26 protein-coding genes are annotated in these 23,026 nt (G+C 73.8%); 17 read left to right on the top strand and 9 right to left on the bottom strand.

Translation table 11 applies throughout. The features are described 5' to 3' along the window. Positions 1–4: 4 nt before the first annotated feature. Together leuD and ACF3NS_RS09550 are read left to right on the top strand one after the other, a co-directional pair. Positions 5–595, top strand: a complete 591-nt coding sequence (gene leuD, locus ACF3NS_RS09545; RefSeq protein ID WP_392465744.1) for a 3-isopropylmalate dehydratase small subunit — start codon at positions 5–7, stop codon at positions 593–595. Between the two features lie 496 nt (positions 596–1,091). Continuing rightward, entirely contained in the window at positions 1,092–1,640 is a 549-nt protein-coding gene (locus tag ACF3NS_RS09550) for an HU family DNA-binding protein (protein WP_288798274.1), read from the top strand. A gap of 231 nt (positions 1,641–1,871) precedes the next feature. Here ACF3NS_RS09550 and cofC read toward each other — a convergent pair whose 3' ends face one another. After that, positions 1,872–2,579 carry a 2-phospho-L-lactate guanylyltransferase gene (cofC, locus tag ACF3NS_RS09555; RefSeq protein WP_392465746.1) on the bottom strand — a complete coding sequence of 236 codons (708 nt, stop codon included), beginning with the start codon at positions 2,577–2,579 and terminating at the stop codon, positions 1,872–1,874. Between the two features lie 128 nt (positions 2,580–2,707). Here cofC and ACF3NS_RS09560 point away from each other — a divergent pair, with 128 nt between their 5' ends. Next, positions 2,708–3,433, top strand: coding sequence for a 1-acyl-sn-glycerol-3-phosphate acyltransferase (locus ACF3NS_RS09560; RefSeq protein WP_288798272.1), 726 nt, complete (start codon positions 2,708–2,710; stop codon positions 3,431–3,433). Further along, positions 3,430–4,449: an NAD(P)H-dependent glycerol-3-phosphate dehydrogenase gene (locus tag ACF3NS_RS09565; RefSeq protein ID WP_288798271.1), complete on the top strand. Its 1,020-nt coding sequence runs from the start codon at positions 3,430–3,432 to the stop codon at positions 4,447–4,449. Before ACF3NS_RS09560 ends, ACF3NS_RS09565 begins: the two co-directional genes overlap by 4 nt. Before the next feature lie 29 nt (positions 4,450–4,478). On the opposite strand, the gene ACF3NS_RS09570 is transcribed toward ACF3NS_RS09565, so the two are convergent. From ACF3NS_RS09570 to ACF3NS_RS09595, 6 genes are all read right to left on the bottom strand, one after another. Then, positions 4,479–5,543: a trans-sulfuration enzyme family protein gene (locus ACF3NS_RS09570; protein WP_392465748.1), complete on the bottom strand. Its 1,065-nt coding sequence runs from the start codon at positions 5,541–5,543 to the stop codon at positions 4,479–4,481. Between the two features lie 44 nt (positions 5,544–5,587). Next, a complete protein-coding gene (locus ACF3NS_RS09575; protein WP_392465750.1) occupies positions 5,588–6,565 on the bottom strand; it encodes a GNAT family N-acetyltransferase in 978 nt (325 codons plus the stop codon). Positions 6,566–6,609: 44 nt separating this feature from the next. Next, complete coding sequence (locus ACF3NS_RS09580; protein WP_392465752.1) at positions 6,610–7,683, bottom strand: metallophosphoesterase family protein; 1,074 nt, start codon at positions 7,681–7,683, stop codon at positions 6,610–6,612. Between the two features lie 122 nt (positions 7,684–7,805). Continuing rightward, complete coding sequence (locus tag ACF3NS_RS09585) at positions 7,806–8,774, bottom strand: cation diffusion facilitator family transporter (protein ID WP_392465754.1); 969 nt, start codon at positions 8,772–8,774, stop codon at positions 7,806–7,808. Between the two features lie 21 nt (positions 8,775–8,795). After that, complete coding sequence (locus ACF3NS_RS09590) at positions 8,796–9,269, bottom strand: DUF3515 family protein (protein WP_288798267.1); 474 nt, start codon at positions 9,267–9,269, stop codon at positions 8,796–8,798. A gap of 10 nt (positions 9,270–9,279) precedes the next feature. Next, the gene (locus ACF3NS_RS09595; protein ID WP_154593425.1) at positions 9,280–9,513 is read right to left on the bottom strand and encodes an Lrp/AsnC family transcriptional regulator; all 234 of its coding nucleotides are present in this window, start codon (positions 9,511–9,513) and stop codon (positions 9,280–9,282) included. A gap of 120 nt (positions 9,514–9,633) precedes the next feature. On the opposite strand from ACF3NS_RS09595, the gene thiL reads away from it, so the two are divergent. Continuing rightward, a complete protein-coding gene (gene thiL, locus ACF3NS_RS09600) occupies positions 9,634–10,485 on the top strand; it encodes a thiamine-phosphate kinase (RefSeq protein ID WP_392465757.1) in 852 nt (283 codons plus the stop codon). Continuing rightward, positions 10,482–10,649, top strand: coding sequence for a hypothetical protein (locus ACF3NS_RS09605; RefSeq protein ID WP_392465760.1), 168 nt, complete (start codon positions 10,482–10,484; stop codon positions 10,647–10,649). The genes thiL and ACF3NS_RS09605 overlap by 4 nt, the downstream gene beginning before the upstream one ends. Here ACF3NS_RS09605 and ACF3NS_RS09610 read toward each other — a convergent pair. Both ACF3NS_RS09610 and rpmB read right to left on the bottom strand, forming a co-directional pair. Continuing rightward, positions 10,594–11,745, bottom strand: coding sequence for a DUF418 domain-containing protein (locus ACF3NS_RS09610; protein ID WP_392465762.1), 1,152 nt, complete (start codon positions 11,743–11,745; stop codon positions 10,594–10,596). The two genes, ACF3NS_RS09605 and ACF3NS_RS09610, sit on opposite strands and share 56 nt — an antisense overlap. A gap of 88 nt (positions 11,746–11,833) precedes the next feature. Then, positions 11,834–12,028, bottom strand: a complete 195-nt coding sequence (rpmB, locus tag ACF3NS_RS09615; RefSeq protein ID WP_019287942.1) for a 50S ribosomal protein L28 — start codon at positions 12,026–12,028, stop codon at positions 11,834–11,836. A gap of 357 nt (positions 12,029–12,385) precedes the next feature. Here rpmB and ACF3NS_RS09620 point away from each other — a divergent pair, with 357 nt between their 5' ends. From ACF3NS_RS09620 to ACF3NS_RS09670, 11 genes are all read left to right on the top strand, one after another. Then, the gene (locus ACF3NS_RS09620; protein ID WP_392465764.1) at positions 12,386–14,047 is read left to right on the top strand and encodes a DAK2 domain-containing protein; all 1,662 of its coding nucleotides are present in this window, start codon (positions 12,386–12,388) and stop codon (positions 14,045–14,047) included. Beyond that, positions 14,048–16,351, top strand: coding sequence for an ATP-dependent DNA helicase RecG (locus tag ACF3NS_RS09625; protein WP_392465766.1), 2,304 nt, complete (start codon positions 14,048–14,050; stop codon positions 16,349–16,351). A gap of 15 nt (positions 16,352–16,366) precedes the next feature. Further along, a complete protein-coding gene (rsmD, locus tag ACF3NS_RS09630) occupies positions 16,367–16,942 on the top strand; it encodes a 16S rRNA (guanine(966)-N(2))-methyltransferase RsmD (RefSeq protein ID WP_288798874.1) in 576 nt (191 codons plus the stop codon). Beyond that, positions 16,939–17,430 carry a pantetheine-phosphate adenylyltransferase gene (coaD, locus tag ACF3NS_RS09635; protein ID WP_392465769.1) on the top strand — a complete coding sequence of 164 codons (492 nt, stop codon included), beginning with the start codon at positions 16,939–16,941 and terminating at the stop codon, positions 17,428–17,430. Before rsmD ends, coaD begins: the two co-directional genes overlap by 4 nt. 190 nt (positions 17,431–17,620) lie before the next feature. After that, positions 17,621–18,190, top strand: a complete 570-nt coding sequence (locus tag ACF3NS_RS09640) for a DUF177 domain-containing protein (RefSeq protein WP_288798878.1) — start codon at positions 17,621–17,623, stop codon at positions 18,188–18,190. Position 18,191: 1 nt separating this feature from the next. Then, complete coding sequence (gene rpmF, locus ACF3NS_RS09645; RefSeq protein WP_288798879.1) at positions 18,192–18,386, top strand: 50S ribosomal protein L32; 195 nt, start codon at positions 18,192–18,194, stop codon at positions 18,384–18,386. A 17-nt stretch (positions 18,387–18,403) separates the two neighbouring features. Then, entirely contained in the window at positions 18,404–19,219 is an 816-nt protein-coding gene (gene rnc, locus ACF3NS_RS09650) for a ribonuclease III (RefSeq protein WP_392465772.1), read from the top strand. A gap of 9 nt (positions 19,220–19,228) precedes the next feature. Beyond that, positions 19,229–20,107, top strand: a complete 879-nt coding sequence (gene mutM, locus ACF3NS_RS09655) for a bifunctional DNA-formamidopyrimidine glycosylase/DNA-(apurinic or apyrimidinic site) lyase (RefSeq protein ID WP_392465775.1) — start codon at positions 19,229–19,231, stop codon at positions 20,105–20,107. 98 nt (positions 20,108–20,205) lie between these two features. After that, entirely contained in the window at positions 20,206–20,382 is a 177-nt protein-coding gene (locus ACF3NS_RS09660; protein ID WP_230082849.1) for a hypothetical protein, read from the top strand. 199 nt (positions 20,383–20,581) lie between these two features. Next, entirely contained in the window at positions 20,582–22,309 is a 1,728-nt protein-coding gene (locus tag ACF3NS_RS09665; RefSeq protein ID WP_392465778.1) for a PHP domain-containing protein, read from the top strand. Continuing rightward, a complete protein-coding gene (locus ACF3NS_RS09670; RefSeq protein WP_392465779.1) occupies positions 22,306–23,016 on the top strand; it encodes a hypothetical protein in 711 nt (236 codons plus the stop codon). The genes ACF3NS_RS09665 and ACF3NS_RS09670 overlap by 4 nt, the downstream gene beginning before the upstream one ends. Positions 23,017–23,026: the final 10 nt, after the last annotated feature.

Below are 23,026 nucleotides of genomic sequence, written 5' to 3' on the forward strand. Positions count from 1 at the left end.
CGCCATGGATGCCTTCACCACGCACACCGGCGTCGGAGTCCCGTTGCGTCGCAGCAACGTCGACACCGACCAGATCATCCCGGCGGAGTACCTCAAGCGGGTCACGCGGTCGGGCTTCGAGGACGGCCTCTTCGCGGCCTGGCGGGGCGACCCCGGCTTCGTCCTCAACCAGGAGCCGTATGCCGGGGGCTCGGTCCTGGTCGCCGGCCCCGACTTCGGCACCGGCTCGTCGCGCGAGCACGCGGTCTGGGCGCTGATGAACTACGGCTTCCGCGTGGTGATCTCCAGCAGGTTCGCCGACATCTTTCGTGGCAACTCCGGCAAGGCGGGGCTGCTCACGGCCGTTGCGTCCCAGGGGGACGTCGACCTGCTCTGGAAGGCGCTGGAGAACGAGCCCGGCACCGAGATCACCGTCGACCTGCAGGACAAGACGATCACCTGTGGCGACGTGGTTGCCCCGTTCGAGGTCGACGACTACACCCGCTGGCGCCTGCTGGAGGGGCTCGACGACATCGGCCTGACGCTGCGGCACGAGGACGCGATCGAGGCCTACGAGGCGCGCCGGCCGGCCTACAAGCCTCGGACGACCGTCTAGGGGACCCGGCCCGGCGCTCGTCGAGGACACTGCTCACCCGGACGGCGTAACGCCACGCCCGATGGCGGACAACGGATCTCGGCTCCTTGGGGACCCCTCACGAGGCGCTGCTGCGGTGCCGTGCGGCTCGTCCTGGCGCGTTCGTGCGGCCCGCCTGCATCCCGGTCGTGTCGCGTGGCAGGACGAACTCCCGTGTGGCGCAACGACCTTCGGCGGGAGCTGCCGGGCGCGGCCCAGCCGCGGGACGACCCGGACCGACCAGGACCGACCCGGACCGGCTCGGGTCGGCCGGTGCGCCTCCTGACCGGGGACCGGGTCCGGTGCCCAATGTCGTTGCCGCGCAAGGCTGCCAAGTTCGAGAAACCGTAGACGCCGCGACCGGTTACCCCTACCGTCGATGTCAGGTCGAACGTCGTTGCCGTGCAGGCCTGTTGCGGCGAGCTGACCTGCGACGACCGGTAACCGCCGGGCGTTCATCGGGATTCGTGGAGGAATCGTGAACAAGGCAGATCTGCTCGACGCCCTCGAGGACCGTCTCGGCAGCCGCAAGGCCGCGTCCGACGCGGTCGAGGCCCTCGTCGACGTCGTCATCCGTGAGGTGGCCAAGGGCGGCAAGGTCGGCATCACCGGCTTCGGCACCTTCGAGCGCGCCGCGCGGGCGGCCCGCACCGGCCGCAACCCGCGCACCGGGGAGTCCGTGCGCATCAAGAAGACCAACGTCCCGAAGTTCCGCCCGGGTACGCAGTTCAAGGACGTCGTGTCCGACCCCAAGAAGCTGCCGAAGTCCGGCGTCGCGGGTGCTCGCGCCAACTCGGCCTCGGCGCTCGGTGCCAGCACGACCTCCGCGCCAGCCAGGAAGGCCGCCACCAAGAAGGCGACGACGAGCACGACCAAGGCCGCCTCCGCCAAGCGCACCGCCAAGGCGACGACGGCCAAGAGCACGACCGCCAAGAGCACGACGGCCAAGAAGACGTCCGCCGCGAAGGTGGCGACCCCGCGCCCCGCGGCCCGGTCCACCGCCAAGAAGGCCGCGCCCAAGAAGTGACGGGCGCCTCGCCCGAGGACCCGAGGAGGGGACGCCACGACGGTGGCATCCCCTCCTCTCGTCGTCGCCGGTGGCGACGCACGGCCGGCACCGCACCTGGCTCGCCTGGCTGCTCTTCGCGGGGTTCTCGGTCGTCTGCACGGTCTGTCTCTCGCTGGACGCGACCGCCTTGCTGCTGCCCCCGGCTCGCCCTCGCGGGTGGTGCGTGCGCCGTCCTCGCGGTCGCCCTCGTCAACGGTGACCCTGGGGCTGCTCGGCGGCTGACGGCGCGGGGGTGCCCAGCGAGAGGACCATGGCCGTATGCCGACCCACCCCCATCGCCGCCACGCGGGCCAGCGACGCACGGTCGTCGACGTCCAGGCGCAGGCGGTCCGGCACCGGCCCGAGCGTCGTCAGGTCCACCGCCCCCGCGCCGTGCCGGCCCGCCGAGCCCGCACCGAACGCCGGGTCCAGCGCCACACCGGGACGCGCCGTCAGCAGCACGGTGCCCGTGCCCTCGTGGTCGGGGACGTAGCCACGCTCGACGCCCTCCGCCAGCCGCAGCACGGCCGCGAGGTCGTCCGGGTGGAGGCCGGGCAGGTCCCCGAGCAGGGCGGCGACTGCCGGGGCGGGCAGCCCCGAGGCGGCGGCGCGCTCCTCGGCATACGACGCCCCGGCCCGCAGGGCCGCATCCAGCCCTGCGCCCGGGTCGGCGAGGACGGGGACCTGCCACGACCTGGCGTGCGACGCGACCGCGTCGTCCGAGGTGACGACGACGACCGCGGCGCCACCCAGGCAGTGCCGGGCGGCGTTGATGGTGTCGAGGGCGAGGCTCATGGCCAGCAGGTGGCGGGGCACCCCGTCGGGTGGCTGGAGGCGGGACTTGCCCCGTCGGGTGTCCTTGACGGGGATGACGAACCGCCAGGAGACGGGGTGCGCGGGGCAGACGTGACCGGACATCGCCTGCAGTCTTGCAGGCGCGGCGCGCGGTGCGCTGAGGTCGACAGCACGCGGGACGCTCCGCGAAGATGTGTCGGCGGGCCACCTGGCCGGGAGCTCCGGCCAGCCCGCGTGTCGAAGGGACTGACGTGGGTCGATCGCCGAAGGTTCGGCTGCCGTGGGCCTATCGCGTGTGCGTCGCGATCGCCAAGTCCGGCGTCGTGCCGCTGACCAGGCGCGACTGGCGTGGGGCCGAGCACCTCGACCGGCCCGGTGGCGTGGTCGTCTGCTGCAACCACGTGTCCCACCTGGACTTCATCATGCTGGCGCACTTCCTCTACGACAACGGCCGGCCGCCGTTCTTCCTCGCCAAGGACGCGGCCTTCCGGGTGCCCGTCCTCGGGCGGCTGATCGGCCTGGCCGGCCAGATCCCCGTCTACCGCAACACCGGTCGGGCGGTCGAGGCCTACCGGGCGGCCACCAGGGCCATCCAGCAGGGCAAGACCGTGCCGATCTATCCCGAGGGCACCATCACCCGTGACCCGCGGATGTGGCCGATGACGGGCAAGACCGGTGCCGCCCGGGTCGCCCTCGAGACCGGGTGCGCAGTGATCCCCGTCGCCCAGTGGGGCGTCCAGGAGCTGCTCGCGCCCTACTCCGGGCGGCTGCGCCCCTTCCCCCGCAAGACGATGCGGGTGCTCGCCGGGCCGCCGGTGGACCTCTCCGACCTGCAGGGCCGGCCGGTCACCGGCGAGGTCGTCCGCGAGGCGACCGACCGCATCATGCGCGACGTCGTGGGCCTGCTCGAGCAGCTGCGCGGCGAGCAGGCTCCCGCGACGCGCTACGACATGCGTCGTCACGGGGAGTCCGGGTGAGCACCACCGGGACGTCCCTCCGGGTCGCGGTGCTCGGCACGGGCAGCTGGGGGACGGCCTTCTCGATGATCCTGGCCGACGCCGGCAACGACGTCACCATGTGGGGTCGCCGCGCCGAGGTCACCGACGAGATCCGCCGGCAGCACACCAACGGTCAATACCTCCCCGGCCTGACCCTCTCGCGCCGCATCACCGCGACCCAGGACGTGGCCGAGGCGCTCGACGGGGCGCAGGTGGTGGTGCTGGCGGTCCCGTCGCAGAGTCTGCGCGCCAACCTCGAGCGGTGGCGCCCGCACCTGCCCGGCGACGCGCTGCACGTCTCCCTGATGAAGGGCATCGAGCTCGGCACCGGTCGGCGCATGTCAGAGGTGATCTGCGAGGTCGGGGACGTCGACCCGGAGCGCGTGTCCGTCGTGACCGGCCCCAACCTGGCGCGCGAGATCGCGCGTCGCGATCCCGCCGCCAGCGTGGTCGCCTCCGCCTCCAAGGACACGGCCGAGGCGGTGGCGCACGCCTGCGCGACCCCCTACTTCCGTCCCTACACCGAGACCGACGTCGTCGGGTGCGAGCTCGGCGGCGCGACCAAGAACGTCGTCGCGCTCGCCGTCGGCATGGCCGAGGGCCTCGGCATGGGCGACAACTCCAAGGCCTCGATCATCACCCGCGGCCTCGCCGAGACCACGCGCCTCGGCGTGCGGCTAGGGGCCAAGCCCCTGACCTTCTCCGGGCTCGCGGGGGTCGGCGACCTCATCGCCACATGCATGTCACCGCTGTCGCGCAACCACTCCTTCGGCGTCAAGCTCGGTCAGGGGATGACCGTCGACGAGGTCGTCGCCGAGACCCGTCAGGTGGCCGAGGGCGTGAAGTCGGCCGAGTCGATCCTGGCCCTCGCGGGCAGCGTCGGGGTGGACATGCCCATCGTCGAGCAGGTCGCGGCAGTCGTCCACGACGGGCGCGACCCGAGCGAGGTCGCCACGCAGCTGATGTCGCGCGCTCGCAAGGACGAGCGCCGCTAGCGCCTGACGGGGCGGGCGCGCGGGCGGCGCTAGATCCCGCGCAGCGCCTGGTCCAGGTCGCGCCACAGGTCGTCGACGTCCTCGATGCCGACCGACAGGCGCACGAGCTCCGCCGGCACGACGAGTGGCTCGTTGGGGTGACGTCGGCGTCGCTCGAGCAGCGACTCCACGCCGCCAAGGCTCGTGGCGTGCGTCCACAGTCGCGTGGCCGCGCACACCTGGTCCGCCGCCTCGGGTCCCCCCGCCACCTCGATCGACACGATCGCTCCGACGCCCGGGTAGCGCACCCGGCTCACCGCGGGGTGCCCCCGCAGCCGCCGGGCCAGCTCCGCGGCGTTCGCCGACGCTCGCTCGACCCGCAGGGCCAGGGTGCGCATGCCACGCAGCGCCAGCCAGGTCTCGTACGGTCCGGGGATCGCCCCGTGCAGGGTCCGGTGCGTGCGCAGCCGCTCGGCCAGCTCGGGGTGGTCGGTGACGGCGGCCCCGAGGAGGACGTCGGAGTGGCCCGCGAGGTACTTCGTGACCGAGTGGACGGCCACGTCTACGCCCAGACCGAGCGGACGCTGCCCGACGGGAGTGGCAAAGGTGTTGTCGCACACGACGATCGCGGCGGCGTCGTGGGCGGCCGCGGCGATCCCGGCCAGGTCGGCCACCTCCAGGAGCGGGTTGGTGGGCGACTCCAGCCACACCAGGTCCGCGCCGGGCAGGGCCCCCACCACCGCGTCCAGGTCCGCCGGGTCCACCCGCCGCAGCTCGCGCAGCGTCCCGTCGGACTCGAACGACTCGAGCAGCGAGAGCGTCGTGTTGTAGGCCCCGTCCGGCGCCACCACCACCCCGCCGCGCGGGACGAGGGACAGGACGGCGGCCACGGCCGCCATACCGCTGGCGAAGGCGAGGCACCGCCCACCCTCGAGCGCCCCCAGGGTCTGCTCGAAGGCGTCCCACGTGCGGTTGCCCGCGCGGCCGTAGACCGGATCCCCTCCGGCGACGAAGGTGCTCGACAGCTCCAGCGGGGGGTTGACCGGCGCGCCCGGCTCGTGCGCCGGGCGGCCGAGCGCGACCGTGCGGGTGGCCAGGGTCCAGTCCTCGTCCATGCCCACACCGTATGCCGAGGAGCGCCGGGGCCCCCGTCAGGTGATCAGGAGGGCTGCACGCGGTAGTGGTAGCGGTGGTGCCGCCGCCAGCCGAGCGCGTCGTAGAGGCCGGTGGCCGCGGCGTTGGTCTGGAGCACCTGCAGGTAGCCGAAGCGCGCCCCCGCCGCGCGTCCGGCCCGGGTCAGCTCGCCCATCGCCCGGCGGCCGGTCCCGCGCCCGCGCGCGCCCTCGTCCACCACGAGCTCGGTGATGCCGCACCAGTCCTCGGTGACCACCAGGCGCGCCCGAGCCACGAAGTCCCCGTGGGAGCGCAGCGTGAGGTAGCGAGCGGGGCACGCGGTGATCACGTCCACCGCCCGGGGGTGGCGGCCGTGCAGGGGGCTCTCGGGGGCGAGCCACTCCTCGTCGGGCTGCTCGGACCAGGAGGCGGTCAGGCCGTCCAGCGGCGCAGGCTCGAGGGATCGCAGGTCTGCCACGTAGGTGAAGGTCGGCGTCACCACCTCGTAGCCGCGGGCGGCGAGAAGAGCGTCCACGGCGCCGGCGGGGTCGTCGGGACCAGTCATCGGATAGGCCACCTGGAAGCGCGCTCGCGTCCCGCGCTCGGCGTAGAAGGCCTCCACGCGCGCCACGGCGTCCTCGACCGGCAGGCCGGGATCTCCTGCGACCAGAGCGGAGTTCGCGCGCCCCGTGTAGCCCGCGCCCGCCCGCAGCAGCCACCCGCCCAGGCGGTGCTGCTCGAGGCCCGGCCAGCCGCGCGCGGCGAGGCGCTGCACGTCGTCGACGGACGAGCTCGGACGCACGACGCGGGGCGGCACCTCGCGTGCAGCCCGCACGTCGGCGACCGCCACCGTCTCGGGGGCGCGGTCCTCGGGCAGCAGCGTCCAGGTGCTCGTGTCCGCGGCGACCAGGACGCCTACCACGTCCCGCGCCCCGGACCCGGTGACGGGGTGGCCGGTGACGGGGTGGCCGGTGGCCACGCGGACGGCATACCGCCGCCCGGGGCGGACCTGGGGGAGAGGCATGGGCTCACTCTCCCACGGTGCCGCTCGGCCGGGCGGCACCCGCCTCAGCCGAGCGGCACGCGCACGTAGGACAGGACGTCCTGGGAGCCCTTCTTGGCCTTGGGGTCCACCGTGACCTTGAGGTAGTCGTCCGCGGCGTCCGACCCGTCGACCGTGATGCGGCGCAGCCGGGGCGCCGGGGTGGTCAGGCCGTAGCGCTGCAGCCACACCGAACCGGGGGCCAGCGGGTGGTCGTCGTTGTACTTGTGCGAGTCGCCGTCGAACAGGTAGCTGGCGCCCTCGAACCGGTTGGACTCGTCGGTGAGCGCCTTGATGACGGGGATGAACGCGGAGTTCTGGTCGAGGGACCAGCCGTCGTACGTGCCGTCGAACATGTCGGCCTGGATGGCGATGACGACGGCCTTGGCGCGGGTGCGGCGCGCCTCGGCGTAGGCCTGGTGGATCTGAGTCACCGCGGCGGCGGTGCGGTCCACGGCCTCCGCCAGCTGCTGCGGGGTGGCGGCGGTCTTGCCGGTCCAGGGGGCGAAGCCGTTGTTGGAGCCGACCACGTGGGCAGTGGCGAACTCCACGCCCGCGCGAGACCACATGACGTTCTCGGGGAAGCCGATCTCGGTCTGCGGGTTGACGTCGAGGGGGTGCTTGCCCAGCGTGCGGCCGTGCTGGGGGTAGAAGGTGGCGCGCACCGCGGCGAGCCGCTCGAGCGGGTCGTAGGCGCCGTTGTTGGGGCGGTGGCAGTCGGTCCACTCGTTGTCGCCGGGGGTGTAGACGAGGGGGTCCTCGAACCGGTCGAGCTGGCCGCGGACGAAGCGGAAGTACTCGTCGGAGCAGACGGTCGAGCCGTTCTTGATGTCACCGACGTGGATCACCAGCCGGACGTCGGGGTCGGCGTTGATCGTGTCCACGTCGTGGGGGAAGCGCGCGATCTTGGCTGCGCCGTAAGGGGTGTCGCCGATGACGGCGAAGGTGTAGGCCTTGTCGTTGCCCTGGACCTGGCCCCTGCCGGGGCCGTCGTGGCCCGGGCCGCGACCGTCGGTGCCCTGCCCGGCGAGGGCGGGGGCGCTCGCGGACAGGCACAGGGCGAGGGTGCCGAGACCGGCGAGGGCGTGGCGGGTGCGCATGGCGGACCTCCGGGGGAGTCGGGTCGAGACCCCGCATGCTGCTCCCCTCAGGTGACGGTCGGGCATCCCGGGGACGACCGCCAGGCCAACACGGGGAGGCGTCGGCCCAACAGGGGGAGGCGTCAGTCCAGCACGAGCGAGGGCCGGTCCGGCGTGGCGAGGGTGAGGACGGCCTCCTCGACCAGCTCGTGGGTCCGCAGCTCCTCGCCCAACCGGTCCAGGGTCACGGCGAGGTCGTGCTCGGGGGCGTCGCCCGTGAGGTCGACCGCCGCCACCATGAAGACCTTGTCCGGGCCCACCCACTCGAGGTGGAGGTAGGTCACCCGCTCGATCTCGGCGTGGCCCAGCAGCGCGGCGAGCGCCTTGCGACGGAGGTCCGGCGACACCGCCTGGCCGGTGAGGAAGTCGCGGTTGCGGTCGATCAGGAAGCAGGCGACGATCCCGAGCAAGATGCCGACGAGGATCGAGCCGACCGCGTCCCACACGGGGTTGCCGGTGAGCTCGTGCAGCACGATCCCGAGCGCGGCCAGCACGATGCCGATCAGCGCGGCGCTGTCCTCCGCCACCACGGCCCGCAGCGTCGGGTTGGGCGTGCGCCACACGTAGCGCGCCGGCGACAGGCCGCGTTCGCGGGCCTCGCGCCGCGTCTGGCGCATGGCCTGCAGCCAGGAGATGCCCTCCAGCACGAAGGCGACGGCCAGCACGGCATACGCGAGGAGGTAGTCGGTCTCGGCCTCCTCGGAGGTCAGGGACGTGATGCCGTGCCAGATGGAGACGATCGAGCCGGCGGTGAACAGGCCGAATGCCGCGAACATCGACCAGACGTAGGCCTCGCGGCCGTAGCCGAGCGGGTGCGAGCGGTCCCGGGGGCGTCCCGACTTGCGCTCGGCGAGCAGCAGGAAGATCTCGTTGCCCGCGTCGGCCCACGAGTGCGCGGCCTCGGCCACCATCGACGCCGACCCGGTGATCACGGCGACCACGGTCTTGGCGACGGCGATCAGCGCGTTGGCGCCGAGGGCGACGAGGACGGTGAGCAGGCTCTCGCCGCCCTTGTGCTCTGCCGGAGCGGCGGTGCCTGGAGAGTCGGTCATGCGACCCAGTGTGCCCCTGGTTCAGGTGCAGCGTCGGCCGGTCGAGGGGAGAGATCTCACGGCGTCGGCGAAGGCGCCGACCCGCAGGGGCGCGGGGGCGTAGCGCTCGGGCACGAGCACCTCGATGGCGGGGTCGGTGCCGTATGACGTCAGCCGCGTCCCGTCCGTCAGCCGCTGCACGACCCAGTCGGTCCCGCTGACGTCGATGCACTGGTCGGTGCTGGGCGGCTGGGGCGCCAGGCCGCAGCGCGCGATGATCGCCGGGGACCCCCAGGCCGCCGCGCTCTCGGCGCCGACCAGGTCGTCCCGTCGCGGCTCGCCCGCGACGGAGGTGGGCCAGTGCGCCCGTGCCGCCACGCAGGCGCTCGAGGTGTCGGCGGGGCCGGCGGCCACCTCGACCGGACGCGGACGGAGCAGGAGCAGCGTCACGGCCACCGCCGCGAGTGCGCAGACGGTGGCCGTGACGAGGATGCGCCGGTCGAGCAGACCCTGCACGGTCTCCTGCTCAGCCGTGGACGACGGTGCAGGTCAGCGTGCGGGTGATGCCCTGGATGTCCTGGATCTTGGCGATGACGAGCTGCCCCAGCTCGTTGACGTTGTCCGCCTCCACGCGGGCGATCACGTCGTAGGGTCCGGTGACCTCCTCGGCCTTGACGACCCCGTCGATCGCACCGACGGACTCGGACACCTGGGACGACTTGCCGACCTCGGACTGGATCAGGATGTAGGCCTGGACCATCGAATCCTCCACTCGTTCTGGGCTGCCGCCGCGTCGCTGCGGCGGGTGCGGGACCAAGGGCGGTGCCGCGTCGCGACCACGGTAGCGTGTCGCTCCCGAAGGCTCGCACTGGAGGTCCGCATGTCAGAAGCCCACGTCGGGGACGGGCCGTGCCTGCGGGACCTGTCGGAGGAGGAGCTGCTCGCGCGGATCTTCCCGCACTTCGCCCGGGGCGAGGACGTGCTGGTCCCGCCCGGGGACGACGCGGCCGTGGTGCGGGCCGCGTCGGGGTCGGTGGTGGCGACGACGGACACGATGGTGCTGGGCCACGACTGGCGCGACGAGTGGTCCGCACCGGCCGAGGTCGGCGCCAAGCTCGTGACGCAGAACGTCGCCGACCTCGCCGCCATGGGCGCCCGCCCCACCGGTCTGCTGGTCACGCTCGCGGCGCACCGCGACCTGCCGGTGTCGTGGGCGGTCGAGCTCGCCCGGGGGGTCGGCTCCCAGGCCGAGCGGTATGCCGTGAGCGTCGTCGGCGGTGACCTCTCGGGCGCGCCCGACGGCGTGGTGATGGTCTCGATCACGGCGCTCGGCGACCTGGAGGGCCGTGACCCCGTGCTGAGGTCGGGCGCCCGGGTCGGCGACGTGCTGGCCGTCCACGGCAGCCTCGGACGCTCCGGAGCGGGGTGGTGGCTGCTCGAGCAGGGGGAGGGCCCCGAGCCAGGGACCGGGGCGTGGAGACTCGTCCGGGACCACCTCGTGCCCACGACCGACGTCGGGGCCGGGCGCGACGCCGCCGCTGCCGGGGCCACGGCCATGATGGACGTCTCCGACGGGCTGGTGCGCGACGCCGGGCGGATCGCGCGCGCCTCGGGGGTGCGCATAGACCTGGACCGCGCCGGGCTGCTCGACCTGGTCGAGGGCCTCGCGTCGAGCATCCCGCTCGACGTGGCGTGGCAGCAGGTCCTGACCGGGGGGAGGAACACTCGTTGATCGCGACCTTCCCGCCCGGCGCGGCCGCCGTGTCGCCCGACGAGGCGGGGCCGGTGCGGTGGCGGCCGATCGGGCGGGTCGTCGAGGCGGACGATGCCCTGCCGCGGGTCACGCTGGACGGCGTGGCGGTCCAGGGGCAGGGCTTCGACCACTTCGCGGGGTGACGGCGGCGACCGCCCGTCGGGTGGCCCACTCCAGCGGCCCGGACGACAGGGGGCTCGGCAGGGTGCGCCGCCAGGTGAGCAGCACGACCGCGATGATCGTCACGTGCGCCGCCCACAGCCACCACGGGCCCAGCCCCGGGTGGGCCTCCAGCACGCGCTCGGTGCCGGGCAGCAGCAGGACGTGCAGGGTGTAGGCCGACAGGGTCATGGAGCCGAGGTCCGCGGCACCGCGCACAAGGGCCGACTCCCGGACCCGGGGCCGCCGGCACAGGGCGATGACGCCGGCGAGCACCAGGAGCGCGAGGCCACCGCTGACGAGCAGGCTGGGTGTCGACGGCAGATAGGCCCCGACGAGGGTGAGCCGGTCGACGTCGTCGGGCAGGCTCGACGCCTCGACCGCGGCCCGCCGCTCCGCCTCCAGCAGGGCCGTGCGACGGGTCAGGACGAGAGCGAGGATGCTGCCGACCCGTCCGACGAGCACCAGGCAGAGCCCGGCCAGGGCCAGCGCGGCGGGCCGTGCCGGGCGATCGCCGTCGGGCAGGCTGGCCCGCGCGGCGAGGACGCCGAGCAAGCCATAGGCCGTCCAGAGCACCGCGGGGTAGGACGTCGCGAACGACGCGGTGGACAGGGCGTGCGAGGGGTCGAGCAGGTCGCTCCACCCCACGTCGGGGAGCCATCGACCGGCCAGGCCCCGGCGCCCGAGGTGGGCGACGAGGGGTGCCAGCAGAGCGACGGAGGTCGTCACACCGAGCAGGACGCGGGTGGTGCGCCGAACGGCCCAGGTGACGACGACGGTGACGACCGCGAGGGGCACCAGCACGATCGCGGCCCGGGTCCCGAGGTCGGCGAGGGTCAGCCCCACGACGGCGAGGGCGCCCGCGCGCACGAGACCGGCCCGAGCCGTCGACCCGCGCCGGTGCGCGGACCACCCGAGCTGAGCCCCGACCCCGACGAGCACCGCGAACAGCACGGCGTGCACGTCCCACAGGACGGCGCTCGCGAGGCCGCCGACCAGGTGGTTGACCAGGATCCCCAGCAGGGCCAGGCAGCGGGCCACGTCGACCACCGCGACCCGGGAGGGGGAGGCGAGCGTCATACGGCCTCCTGCCCGGTGGACGGCCCCGACGACGCCGAGGGCGGCCCTCCCGTGGAGAGCCGCCCTCGGCGGTGCTGCGGTGCTGGTGTCAGCGCTTGACCTTGCCCGCCTTGAGGCAGGAGGTGCAGACGTTGAGACGCTTGGGGGTCACACCCGCGTCGCCGACCAGAGCCTTGACACGCTGGATGTTGGGGGTCCAGGTGCGCTTGGTGCGACGGTGCGAGTGCGAGATGCTGTGACCGAAGGACGGTCCCTTGCCGCAGACATCGCAGTTGGCAGCCACGGTGATCTCCTACATTCGTTGACAGTCGGGGTGCGCCCCGACGAGCACGCCGACGGCGCGGAGTTGGTGGGGCAACCGCTCTAGCGTAGCCGACGGGGGCAGTGGGATCCAAACCTGGCGTAGCTGACCTCGGCCGAGCAGCTCTCGCAGCTCTCGCGGGTCTGGCAGCCCTCACGGGTCTGGCAGGTGTGTCGGTGCCCTCGCGTAGGCTCGACGCGAGCCGAGCGTGAGTCGAGCCGGAGTCGAGCCGAGGAGGCGCGGATGGGTGAGCAGCAGCGCGGTGAGCCAGGTGCTCCGCGCGGTGCGCGTGGCCCGCGTGGCCCGCGTGGCCCGCGTGGCCCGCGTGGCCCGCTTAGCGTGCTCGACCGCCACGCCCTGCGGCTGTGGGCCGTCCGGTCGCGCGCGGCGCTGGCCGAGCGGCGCGAGGAGATCGACGCGCTCAACGTCTTTCCCGTCCCCGACGGGGACACCGGCACCAACATGTTCCTGACGCTGGACTCCGCCGTGGAGCGGTCGGTCGCGGCCGAGCCCGAGGAAGAGCTCACGGCCTTCGCCCGCGCAGCCGTCCTCGGCGCGCGCGGCAACTCCGGCGTCATCGTCAGCCAGCTCGTCCGGGGCCTGCTCGACGTCGTCGAGCGCCCCGCGCATGACGGCGGCGCCGACGCCGGCGTCGTGGCCCAGGCCTTCCGCCGGGCCTCGGACCTGGCCTACGCCTGCGTCGGGGACCCCGCCGAGGGCACGATCCTGACCGTCGCCCGCAGCGCCGCCGAGGCGGCCGAGGCGCGGGCCCGTCAGGCGCAGGCCAGCCTCAGCGCCGTGGTCGACGCGGCCGTGGCCGCGGCGCGGGCGGCGCTGGACCGCACCCCCACCCAGCTCGCCGCCCTGAGGACCGCCGGGGTCGTCGACGCCGGCGCCTCCGGCCTCGTCACGGTCCTCGACGCGCTCAAGCGGGTGGTCGACGGCGGTGGGAGCGACGTGGACGACCCCCGCGACGGCGACCAGGCAGACCCCGTGGCGGAGGCGGACCGGCTGGCCGCGCTCGCCCGCGAGGCCCACGACGGGCCCGAGGTGGGGGAGGACTACCGCGGTCCCCAGCACGAGGTGATGCTGGTGCTCCACCCGTCCACGACCTCGGCCGTGGACCACCTGCGCTCCGCCCTCGGTGCCCTCGGCGACAGCGTCGTGGTGGCGGTCGACGGCGACCTGGCCCGCGTGCACGTGCACGCCGACGACCCCGACGCCGTGCTGCGGGCCGCAGACCAGGCGGGTGCGGTCTCGGGGGTCACCGTGACCGACCTGCACGCCCAGGCCGCGACCGTGCGAGAGAGCCGGGAGGCCACCGGTGCCCTGGCCGCCCAGGACGGCCCCCTCGTCGTGGTCTGCACCGACGGGCGCGGGTTGCGCGAGCTCTTCGTCGACGAGGGCGCGCTCGTCGTGCCGAGCAGCCCCGGCGCTCGGGCCAGCGTCGGCGCCATCGTGGACGTGGTCGAGCACCACCCCGACCGTCCCGTGCTGCTGCTGCCCAACGACCCCGACGTCCTGCTCACCGCCACGAGCGCGGCCGACGAGCTGACCACCGCCGGTCGCGAGGTGCACGTCGTGCCCTCCCGGTCCGACGTCGCCGGCCTCGCGTGCCTGGCGGTCCTCGACCGGAGCGCCCCCGCACACGAGGCGGCCGAGGCGATGCGGACCGCCGTGGAGGAGGTCCGCAGCGGAGCGATCGCCCGCGCGGCCCGGGACGCGTCGACGGCGGCAGGACCCTGTCGGGCCGGGGACCTGCTCGGCATCGTCGAGGGTGACATCGTCCTGGTGGGGCAGTCCGCGGCGGCGGTCGGGACCGAGCTGCTGGACCGTCTGCTGGAGCAGGGTGGAGAGCTGGTCACCCTCGTGACCGCAGGGCTGCCCGACGCGGACGTCGCGGCCGTGCGCGAGCACCTCACGCGCCGGTGGCCCGACGTGGAGGTGGGCGTCCACAGGGGTGGGCAGGCGGCATACCTGCTGATGGTGGGGGTCGAATAGGTGCCGGAGGAGACGACCTGGGTGGACCGGGAGGGCGCGGACCGCGCCTGGCCGGGCAGCTCCCTGCGCTCCCTGCTGGGCAAGCGCACCGCGGACGTGCTGGCCAAGGCCGGTCTGGTCACGGCCGGTGACCTGCTGGGGTGGTACCCCCGGGACTATCTCGAGGCCCGGCTCTCGACTGCCCGGCTGCGCGAGGGGGAGCACCTGGTCGTGGTGGCCGAGGTGCTCAAGGCCGTCGTCGCGCCGGTCCGCTCCAACCCGCGCAAGAAGCTGCTGCGGGCCACGGTGACGGACGGCACGACCGAGATCGACCTCACCTTCTTCAGCCACTGGGGACCGGCCAAGGACCTCACCCCCGGCACGCTCGCGGTGTTCTCCGGGCGAGCCGGCACCTTCAACGGACGCTGGCAGCTGTCGCACCCCGACTACCAGGTCATCCAGGACTCGGTGCGCCACCAGCAGATCCTGCCCGTCTACCGGAGCGTCGACCGGCTGACCTCCTGGCAGATCGGGACGGCGATGGGCATCGTGCTCGACGCGGTCGGCGAGCTCGAGGACCCCGTCCCGGACGAGCTGGTCCGCCGCCACGGACTCTGCGACCGGACGACGGCGGTGCGCCTGATCCACCAGCCCCGCGCCTGGGGCGACCTCACGACCGCCCGCGCCCGGCTGCGCTACGACGAGGCCCTGGTGCTGCAGACGGCCCTCGTCCAGCGGCGCCTCACGGCAGCCCGGGACGAGGGCACCGCCCGTCCCGGCCGGTCCGGTGGCCTGCTCGACGCGTTCGACGCGGCGCTGCCGTTCCCCCTCACCGAGGGGCAACGGGTCGTCGGCGAGGAGCTCGCCCACGACCTGGCCTCGCCCGTCCCCATGCACCGCCTCCTGCAGGGAGACGTGGGCTCCGGCAAGACGGTCGTGGCGCTGCGCGCCATGCTGCAGGTCGTCGACTCCGGCGGCCAGGCCGCCCTGCTCGCCCCGACCGAGGTGCTCGCCGCCCAGCACGAGCGCTCGGTCCGCGCGATCATGGGTCCGCTCGCCGAGGGTGGCCTGCTCGGCGGGGCGGACGAGGCGACCCGGGTGGTGCTGCTCACCGGGTCGATGAGCGCCGACGCGCGCCGCCGAGCACTGTCCGAGGCGGCCTCCGGGCAGGCCGGCATCGTCATCGGCACGCACGCGCTGATCCAGGAGCACGTGCAGCTGGCCGACCTCGGGCTCGTGGTCGTGGACGAGCAGCACCGGTTCGGCGTCGAGCAGCGAGATGCCCTGCGGGCCAAGGCATCCCGGCCACCGCACGTGCTGGTCATGACGGCGACGCCGATCCCGCGCTCGGTCGCCATGACGGTCTTCGGGGACATGGAGACCGCGATCCTGCGCGAGCTGCCGGCGGGCCGGTCACCGATCAGGACCCACGTGGTCCGTCAGGGCTCCGGCACCTGGATGGCCCGCATGTGGCAGGTCGTGGCCGAGGCCGTGGCCGCTGGGCGGCAGGCCTATGTCGTGTGCGGACGGATCGGTGACAGCGACAGCCCGAGCGGCGAGGAGACCGAGGACGGCTTCGTCGAGGCCCCGCCCGAGGGGGTCGGAGGTGCCGCGGGTGCCGAGGACGACCTGGGCGCTAGGGGCCACGAGGGCGCCGACGCCCGCGCGGGGGCCCGGCGACCGGACGCCGTGAGCCTCCTGCAGGCCTACGACCTGCTCGTGCACGCCACCCCCCAGCTCGAGGGGGTGCGGCTCGGACTCCTGCACGGGCGGCTCGCGGGCGACGACAAGGATGCGGTCATGCGGAGGTTCGCCGCGGGCGAGATCGACGTGCTCGTGGCGACCACGGTCATCGAGGTGGGGGTCGACGTGCCCAACGCGACCGTCATGGTGGTCCTCGACGCCGACCGCTTCGGGATCAGCCAGCTGCACCAGCTGCGCGGCCGGGTCGGTCGCGGTGAGCACGCGGGCACCTGCTTCCTCGCGAGCACGGTCGAGCCCACCGGCGCCGACGGGGACGTGCCCGTCGCCTGGCAGCGGCTGCAGGCCGTCGCTGGCACCACCGACGGATTCGTGCTCGCCGAGCACGACCTCGAGCTGCGCGGCGAGGGCGACGTCCTGGGGGCGAGCCAGAGCGGGCGCCGACGCCGCATCCGGATGCTGCGCCTGGCCGACCCCCGCGACGTCGAGCTGATCGCCGAGGCCCGGGACGACGCCCAGGACCTGCTGCGGGACGACGTGGGCCTCGCGGCGCACCCGCGGCTCGCGGCGTGGCTCGCCGACACGCTCGACGACGAGAGCGCTGCCTACCTCGAGCGGGGGTGACCGTAGGCTGCCCGAGTGACCAGGATCATCGCCGGCAGCGTCGGCGGCCGGCGCCTCAGCACCCCCACCGGCCGTGGCACCCGTCCCACGAGCGACCGCGTGCGCGAGGCGGTCTACTCCCGCCTGGCCCACCTCGACGTCCTGGCCGGCGCTCACGTCGCCGACCTGTATGCCGGGTCCGGCGCGCTCGGGCTCGAGGCCGCCTCGCGGGGGGCCGCGAGCGTGCTGCTGGTCGAGCACGACCGGTCCGCGGCGCAGGTGGCGACCCGCAACGCCAGGGAGCTCGGCCTCCGCGAGGTGACCGTGCGCCGGGACACGGTCGAGCGCGTGCTCGCGGGTCCGCGAGCCGGGGAGCGGTTGGACGTGGTGCTGGTCGACCCGCCGTACGACCTCTCCGAGGAGGCCCTGGCGGCCGTCCTCGGCCGCCTCGTCGACGGGGACTGGCTCGCCCCCGAGGCCGTCGTCGTCGTCGAGCGGTCCTCCCGGTCGCCCGAGCCGCGCTGGCCGCAGGGGCTGTCAGTCGTGGACCACAAGCGCTACGGCGAGACCTCCGTGTGGTACGCCGAGCACGCGGTAGGTTTCACGCCATGAGCGAGGTCCGCCGCTGCATCTGCCCGGGCTCCTACGACCCCATGACCCTGGGCCACCTCGACATCGTCGAGCGCGCCACGCGTCTCTACGACGAGGTGGTGGTCGGGGTGCTCTACAACCCAGCCAAGGCCGACTCGGGGATGTTCGGCATCGACGAGCGGGTCCGCCTCGTCGAGGAGTCGGTCGCTCACCTGCGGGGGGTGTCCGTGGGGGCCTACGCCGACGGCCTGCTGGTGGACCTTTGCACGAGGCTCGGGATCGGCGCCGTCGTCAAGGGTCTGCGGTCGGGCACCGACTTCGCCTACGAGCTGCCCATGGCCCTGATGAACAAGCACCTCACCGGGATCGAGACGGTCTTCCTGCCCGGCAACCCGGCCTTCGAGCACGTGTCCAGCTCGCTGGTCAAGGAGGTATGGCGCCTCGGCGGCTACGGCCTCGACCTCGTCCCGGAGCCGGTGGCGCAGGCGCTGCGGGCGCGAGGCGCCTGAGCCCTGGACGACCGCCCGGACGACCGCCCGGGCGGCCCGTGGTCGCATTTGGGGCAGCCCGCCACGTCCGGTAGTCTTGTGCGTCGGTCTGTGTGCCGGCGCCCGGGGTGCCGACGACGGGCCGGCAGCACCGACGTGCACGATCTCGACGACCGTGCGCTCACCATCCTCGACCGCTCGGACTGGAGCCATGTCCCGACTCGACCCCCGCTCGCCCCTGGTGTTCGACACCCGGGAGCTCGGTCGTCGCCCCGGGTTCATGCACGCCGAGCAGCGCGTCGTGGACGCCCCGGAGGACCTCGGGACCGACGTCATCGCGGTGGCGCCCGACACCCCCGTGACGATCGACGTGCGCTACGAGTCCGTGCTCGAGGGCGTGCTCGTGACCGGCACCATCACCACCACGGCGACCGGCGCCTGCGTGCGGTGCCTGGACCCGGTGACCCTCCCCGTGGAGGCCACCTTCCAGGAGCTGTTCGCCTACGCCGAGCGTGCTGCTCGGCACGAGCAGGTGGCGACGGACGACGAGGACGACGACGTGCGTGAGCTCGAGGGAGACCTGCTCGACCTCGAGCCGGTGCTGCGGGACGCAGTGGTGCCCACCCTGCCGTTCCAGCCGGTGTGCCGGGACGACTGCCCAGGGCTGTGCTCCGAGTGCGGAGCGCACCTGGCGGACGACCTGGACCACCACCACGAGGTGCTCGACCCCCGGTGGTCGGCCCTGCAAGCTCTGACCAGCAACGAAGAGAAGAGGAACTGACGTGGCTGTCCCGAAGCGGAAGATGTCGCGCTCCAACACCCGTTCGCGTCGCGCGAACTGGCGCACCACGGCGACCGCCCTCATGGCGTGCCCGCAGTGCCGCTCGATGAAGCAGCCGCACATGGCCTGCCCGTCCTGCGGTTCCTACAACGGCCGTCACTACGCGGCCGCGGAGCGCACCGAGCTCCAGGGCTGACCGGGGTCGCCGAGCGCATGAGCACCACGTCACGCGCCGGGACCGGTCCGGAGGGTTCGCAGCAGCGGCCCGTCGGCGCCCTCGTCGACCACCTCGCGCAGGTGGTCGGAGAGCGCGTCGACGAGTCGCTGCTGTCGCGCGCCCTGACCCACCGGTCCTACGCCTACGAGCACGGCGGCCTGCCGCACAACGAGCGCCTGGAGTTCCTGGGCGACTCCGTGCTGGGGCTCGTCGTCACCGATACGCTCTATCGCACCCACCCCGACGAGGCGGAGGGGCAGCTCGCCAAGCTGCGGGCCGCCGTGGTCAACATGCGCGCCCTCGCCGGCGTCGCGCGCGGGCTCGACCTCGGCGCCTACCTCCTGCTCGGTCGCGGTGAGGAGAGCACAGGAGGTCGCGACAAGACGTCCATCCTTGCCGACACGACCGAGGCCGTGATCGGCGCCGTCTACCTGTCGTGCGGCGCGGCGGCGGCCTGGACGCTCGTCCACCACCTCCTCGACCCCCTCATGGCGTCCTCCGCGCGCATGGGCGCGGCCCTGGACTGGAAGACCTCCTTGCAGGAGCTCACATCCACCCTCGGGATCGGCGTCCCGGAGTACGCCATCACCGACGAAGGACCCGATCACCTCAAGGTCTTCACGGCCCAGGCCGTGGTGGGCACCGAGGTGCTCGGCGAGGGCGTGGGGCGCTCCAAGAAGGAGGCCGAGCAGAAGGCTGCCGAGGTTGCCTGGACCGAGCTCAGCGCCCGAGGCACCTCGCCGACCGCCGACGACTCCGTCGCCACGGACCTCGACGGGACTCCGTCGGGGGAGATCCCCGAGCGCGGCTGATCGAGCCGTATGCCGGAGCTGCCCGAGGTCGAGGTGGTCCGCCGCGGGCTCGCCGAGCACGTGGTCGGGCGACGCGTCGCCGAGGTCAGCCTGCGTGGCGCTCGGGTCGCTCGCCGGCACGCGCCCGGACCTCGCGACCTGGAGGACCGCCTCCGGGGTCGCCTGGTCCGGGCCGCCGAGCGCCGCGGCAAGTACCTCTGGCTCGTCGTCGAGGACGAGACGGGGCAGGCGGACGCGCTGATCCTGCACCTGGGCATGAGTGGCCAGCTGCTCGTCGAGCCGCCCGACGCGCCCGCCGAGAAGCACCTCCACGCCACGTTCGACCTCGTCGAGACGTCGGGCGAGCCGGCCCCGCAGCTCCGCTTCGTGGACCAACGGACCTTCGGCGGGCTCGCCTGGTCCGAGCTCGTCGCGGGAGGGCGGGCGTTCGGCATACCGGAGTCCATCGCCCACATCGCCCCGGACCCCCTCGAGCCGGCCTATGACCAGGCGGACGTGGTCCGTCGGATGAAGGCCCGGCACGTGGCGGTCAAGCGGGCGCTGCTGGACCAGCGGCTGGTCAGCGGCATCGGCAACATCTACGCCGACGAGGCGCTGTGGCGGGCGCGGGTCAACGGCGTCCGCGACACGGACTCGCTGACCAGGCCGACGCTCGCGCGGGTCCTGGACCACGCCGCCGAGGTGATGCGCGAGGCGCTGAAGCAGGGCGGGACGAGCTTCGACGCCCTGTACGTCAACGTCAACGGGGCGAGCGGCTACTTCGACCGCTCCCTCGCGGTCTACGGCCAGCAGGGTCGTCCGTGCCCACGCTGCGGGACGCCGGTCCGGCGCGAGGCGTTCATGAACCGCTCCAGCCACTACTGCCCCCGCTGCCAGCGGAGACGTTAGCCGAAGCTCTGGTCCAGGTCGGCCCGGTCAACGGGGAACCTCGTCCGCCCCGGCGGACGCCGATCGGTCTCGGCGGCCTCTTTCGCCACAACGTCCGCATGGCGGGCGGGCCAGCTCCCGTGCGGGCCCATATCGACGAGCTGCTGCCGACCATCCTCGACGGGTCCGTCGAGCCGGGCAGGGTCTTCGACGCCGTGACGGACCTCGCCGGTGTGCCCGCCGGCTACCGCGACAGGGATGAGCGGAGGAGCCTCGAGGTGCTCGTCCGCCCCTGATCCGCCGGACATAGGGGCCGTCGTGTCGTCGTGCTGGCCCCGCCTCCTCATCAGACGTTAACGGATCGTTCAGCGGGGACCTGCTGGACGGTTGCCCGGCGGGAGGACGCTGAGGGCGCCCGCCCGGGACGCAGGCCCCCGGACGACCCACCTCGTCGGAGCGACGAGATGGCCCTGACCACGCCGCGAAGGACGCCTCATGGGTCACCACCACGACCACCCCCACGGTCACGCGCACAGCCACAGCCACAGCCACGAACTCGACCTGCCCGTCGGCCCCGCCGAGGACCTGCGGGTGCCGGACGCCGAGCTCGCCCCGTCCGACCTCGGGCGGCGCAACTTCCTGCGGGCGGCCGGGGTGCTGGGCGCCGGCGTGGCCGCGGCCGGCTTCGTCACCGAGCAGGGGACCGGCACCGCCGCCGCGTCCGAGCAGGAGGCGTGGCACCGCAGCCGCCGGCACGGCAAGGGCCAGCGCTGGCTCGCCGGCGACCACCACATCCACACGCAGTTCTCCTCCGACGGCAAGTACCGCGTGATCGACCACGTCCAGCACGCCAGCGCCTACGGCCTCGACTGGATGGTCATCACCGACCACGGCTCGGACCAGCACGCCAAGATCGGCGTCGACACGGTCAACCCGCTGATCCGGGCGGCCCGCCAGGAGTTCGACGACATGCTCGTCTTCCAGGGCCTGGAGTGGAACATCCCCGCAGCCGAGCACGGCACGGTCTTCGTGCACCCCGGCGCCAACGAGGTCGCGGTGCTCAAGACCTTCGAGAGCTCCTTCGACGGGTCGGTCAAGAAGGCCACCGGCTCCACCCCGGCCAACGAGGCGCTCGCGCTGCAGGGCTTGGCCTACCTCGCGTCGGCCGTCGGGTCCCGCGAGGTCAAGGACGCCCTCATGCTGGCCAACCACCCGGCGCGCAAGGGCATCGACTCGCCCCACGAGATCCGCGGCTGGCGCGACGCGCCCGGACGGATCGCCGTCGGCATGGAGGGCGCCCCCGGTCACCAGGCGGCCGGCCTGCCCAAGCCGCTCGGCCCGGGCAGCGGGCGCGGCTACTACGACAACGCGCCCGGCAAGGACAGCTTCGCGGGCTACCCGCTGGAGAGCTACCGCACCTTCGGCGGGTTCGACTGGATGACCGCCACCGTCGGCGGCCTGTGGGACAGCCTCCTCGCCGAGGGCAAGCCCTGGTGGATCACCGCCAACTCCGACAGCCACAGCATCTACCTGGACACCGCGGTGCGCGGCGGACCCGACAGCGACTTCGCCAAGCAGGGCTACTACGCCGACCCGGTCAACGGCCCGACGCCGGACACCGGCAGCGGCGACTACTGGCCCGGCTACTACAGCCGCACCCACGTCGGCGCCGACCACCGCGACTACGCCGCGGTGATGCAGGGCCTGCGCGACGGCCGCGTCTGGGTCGACCACGGCCGCCTCGTGCAGGACCTGGACGTGCGGGTCCGCGCCGGCGGCCGCGAGGTCGGCCTCGGTGGGGTGCTCACCGTCAAACGGGGCACCCAGGCCCAGCTGGTCGTGCGCATCCGCAAGCAGTCCCTGCCCAACTGGGCTCAGTTCGTCCCGCAGCTCGCCAAGGTGGACGCCATCGGCGGCACGGTGACCGGCCCGGTCGCCGACCGGGACACCTTCGCCGCGCCGCAGACGCGCGTCCTGCGCAGCTGGGACGTCAGCACCGTCGCCGCCGGTGAGTGGGTCGAGCTCAGCTATGGGCCGGTGACCGTCGGCGACGCCGGCGTCTACGTCCGGCTGCGTGGATCGGACGGCAAGCGCACCGCCCCCGGCCTGCGCGGCGCCGCGGTCGACCCTGCCGGTCCGGCCATCGATGTCGAGGGCAACGCCAACCCGTGGGACGACCTGTGGTTCTACACCAACCCGATCTGGGTGCTCCCGCGCGCGTGAGCGCCCGGACCGACGCGGCCGACGCGCTCGACCCGACCGACGCGCTGACGCGCGCGGTCGAGCCCGACCCCACAACGGTGGCGGTCGGGCTCGACCCCGTCGCCGCGACGGTCACGGAGGCGGACCACCTGGCGGAGCACCTCGGCGAGGCGCTGGCCGAGCACGGGCACGTCACCATCGTGTCCACGCACCTGGTGCCGGGGCCCGGCGGTGCGTCGTCGCACCTGGCCCTGTCGATCCGGTGGTGCTCCCCGCCGCCGGGGGAGCGCGACCTGGTGGCGGTCGTCGACCGGCTCTGCGAACGTCTCGTCCCCGAGACCGCCGCGGCAGCCGCGCACGAGATCGGCGCGGCCACGGGCGGATCGCAGCAGCTCCGCCGCGGCTATGCCGACCTCGCGGACAGCGCGGCCGAGGTGGCCCTGCTGGCGCGGGACGGCACGACCGGCCGCGCCGTCGTCTACCCGGGCCGACAGCGGCTCGTCGGCGAGCTCACGGTCGCCGAGCTGGTCGACCGCTGCGCCATCGACGCCGTGGAGGGCATCGCCGGGACGGTCGTCACCCACGCGACCGTGGTGCGCACCCGGGACTTCGTCCGGCCCGTATGGCGCGACGGCAGGCTCGTGCTGCTCGTCCAGCCGGCGGCCGACGACACCGTCGTCCCCTTCGAGAATCCGGCACCGACACCCTGCTGCGCCGACCACGCGTGAGGGCGGGCGC

Source organism: Arsenicicoccus cauae, from assembly GCF_043162025.1.
GTDB classification, from domain to species: domain Bacteria; phylum Actinomycetota; class Actinomycetes; order Actinomycetales; family Dermatophilaceae; genus Arsenicicoccus; species Arsenicicoccus cauae.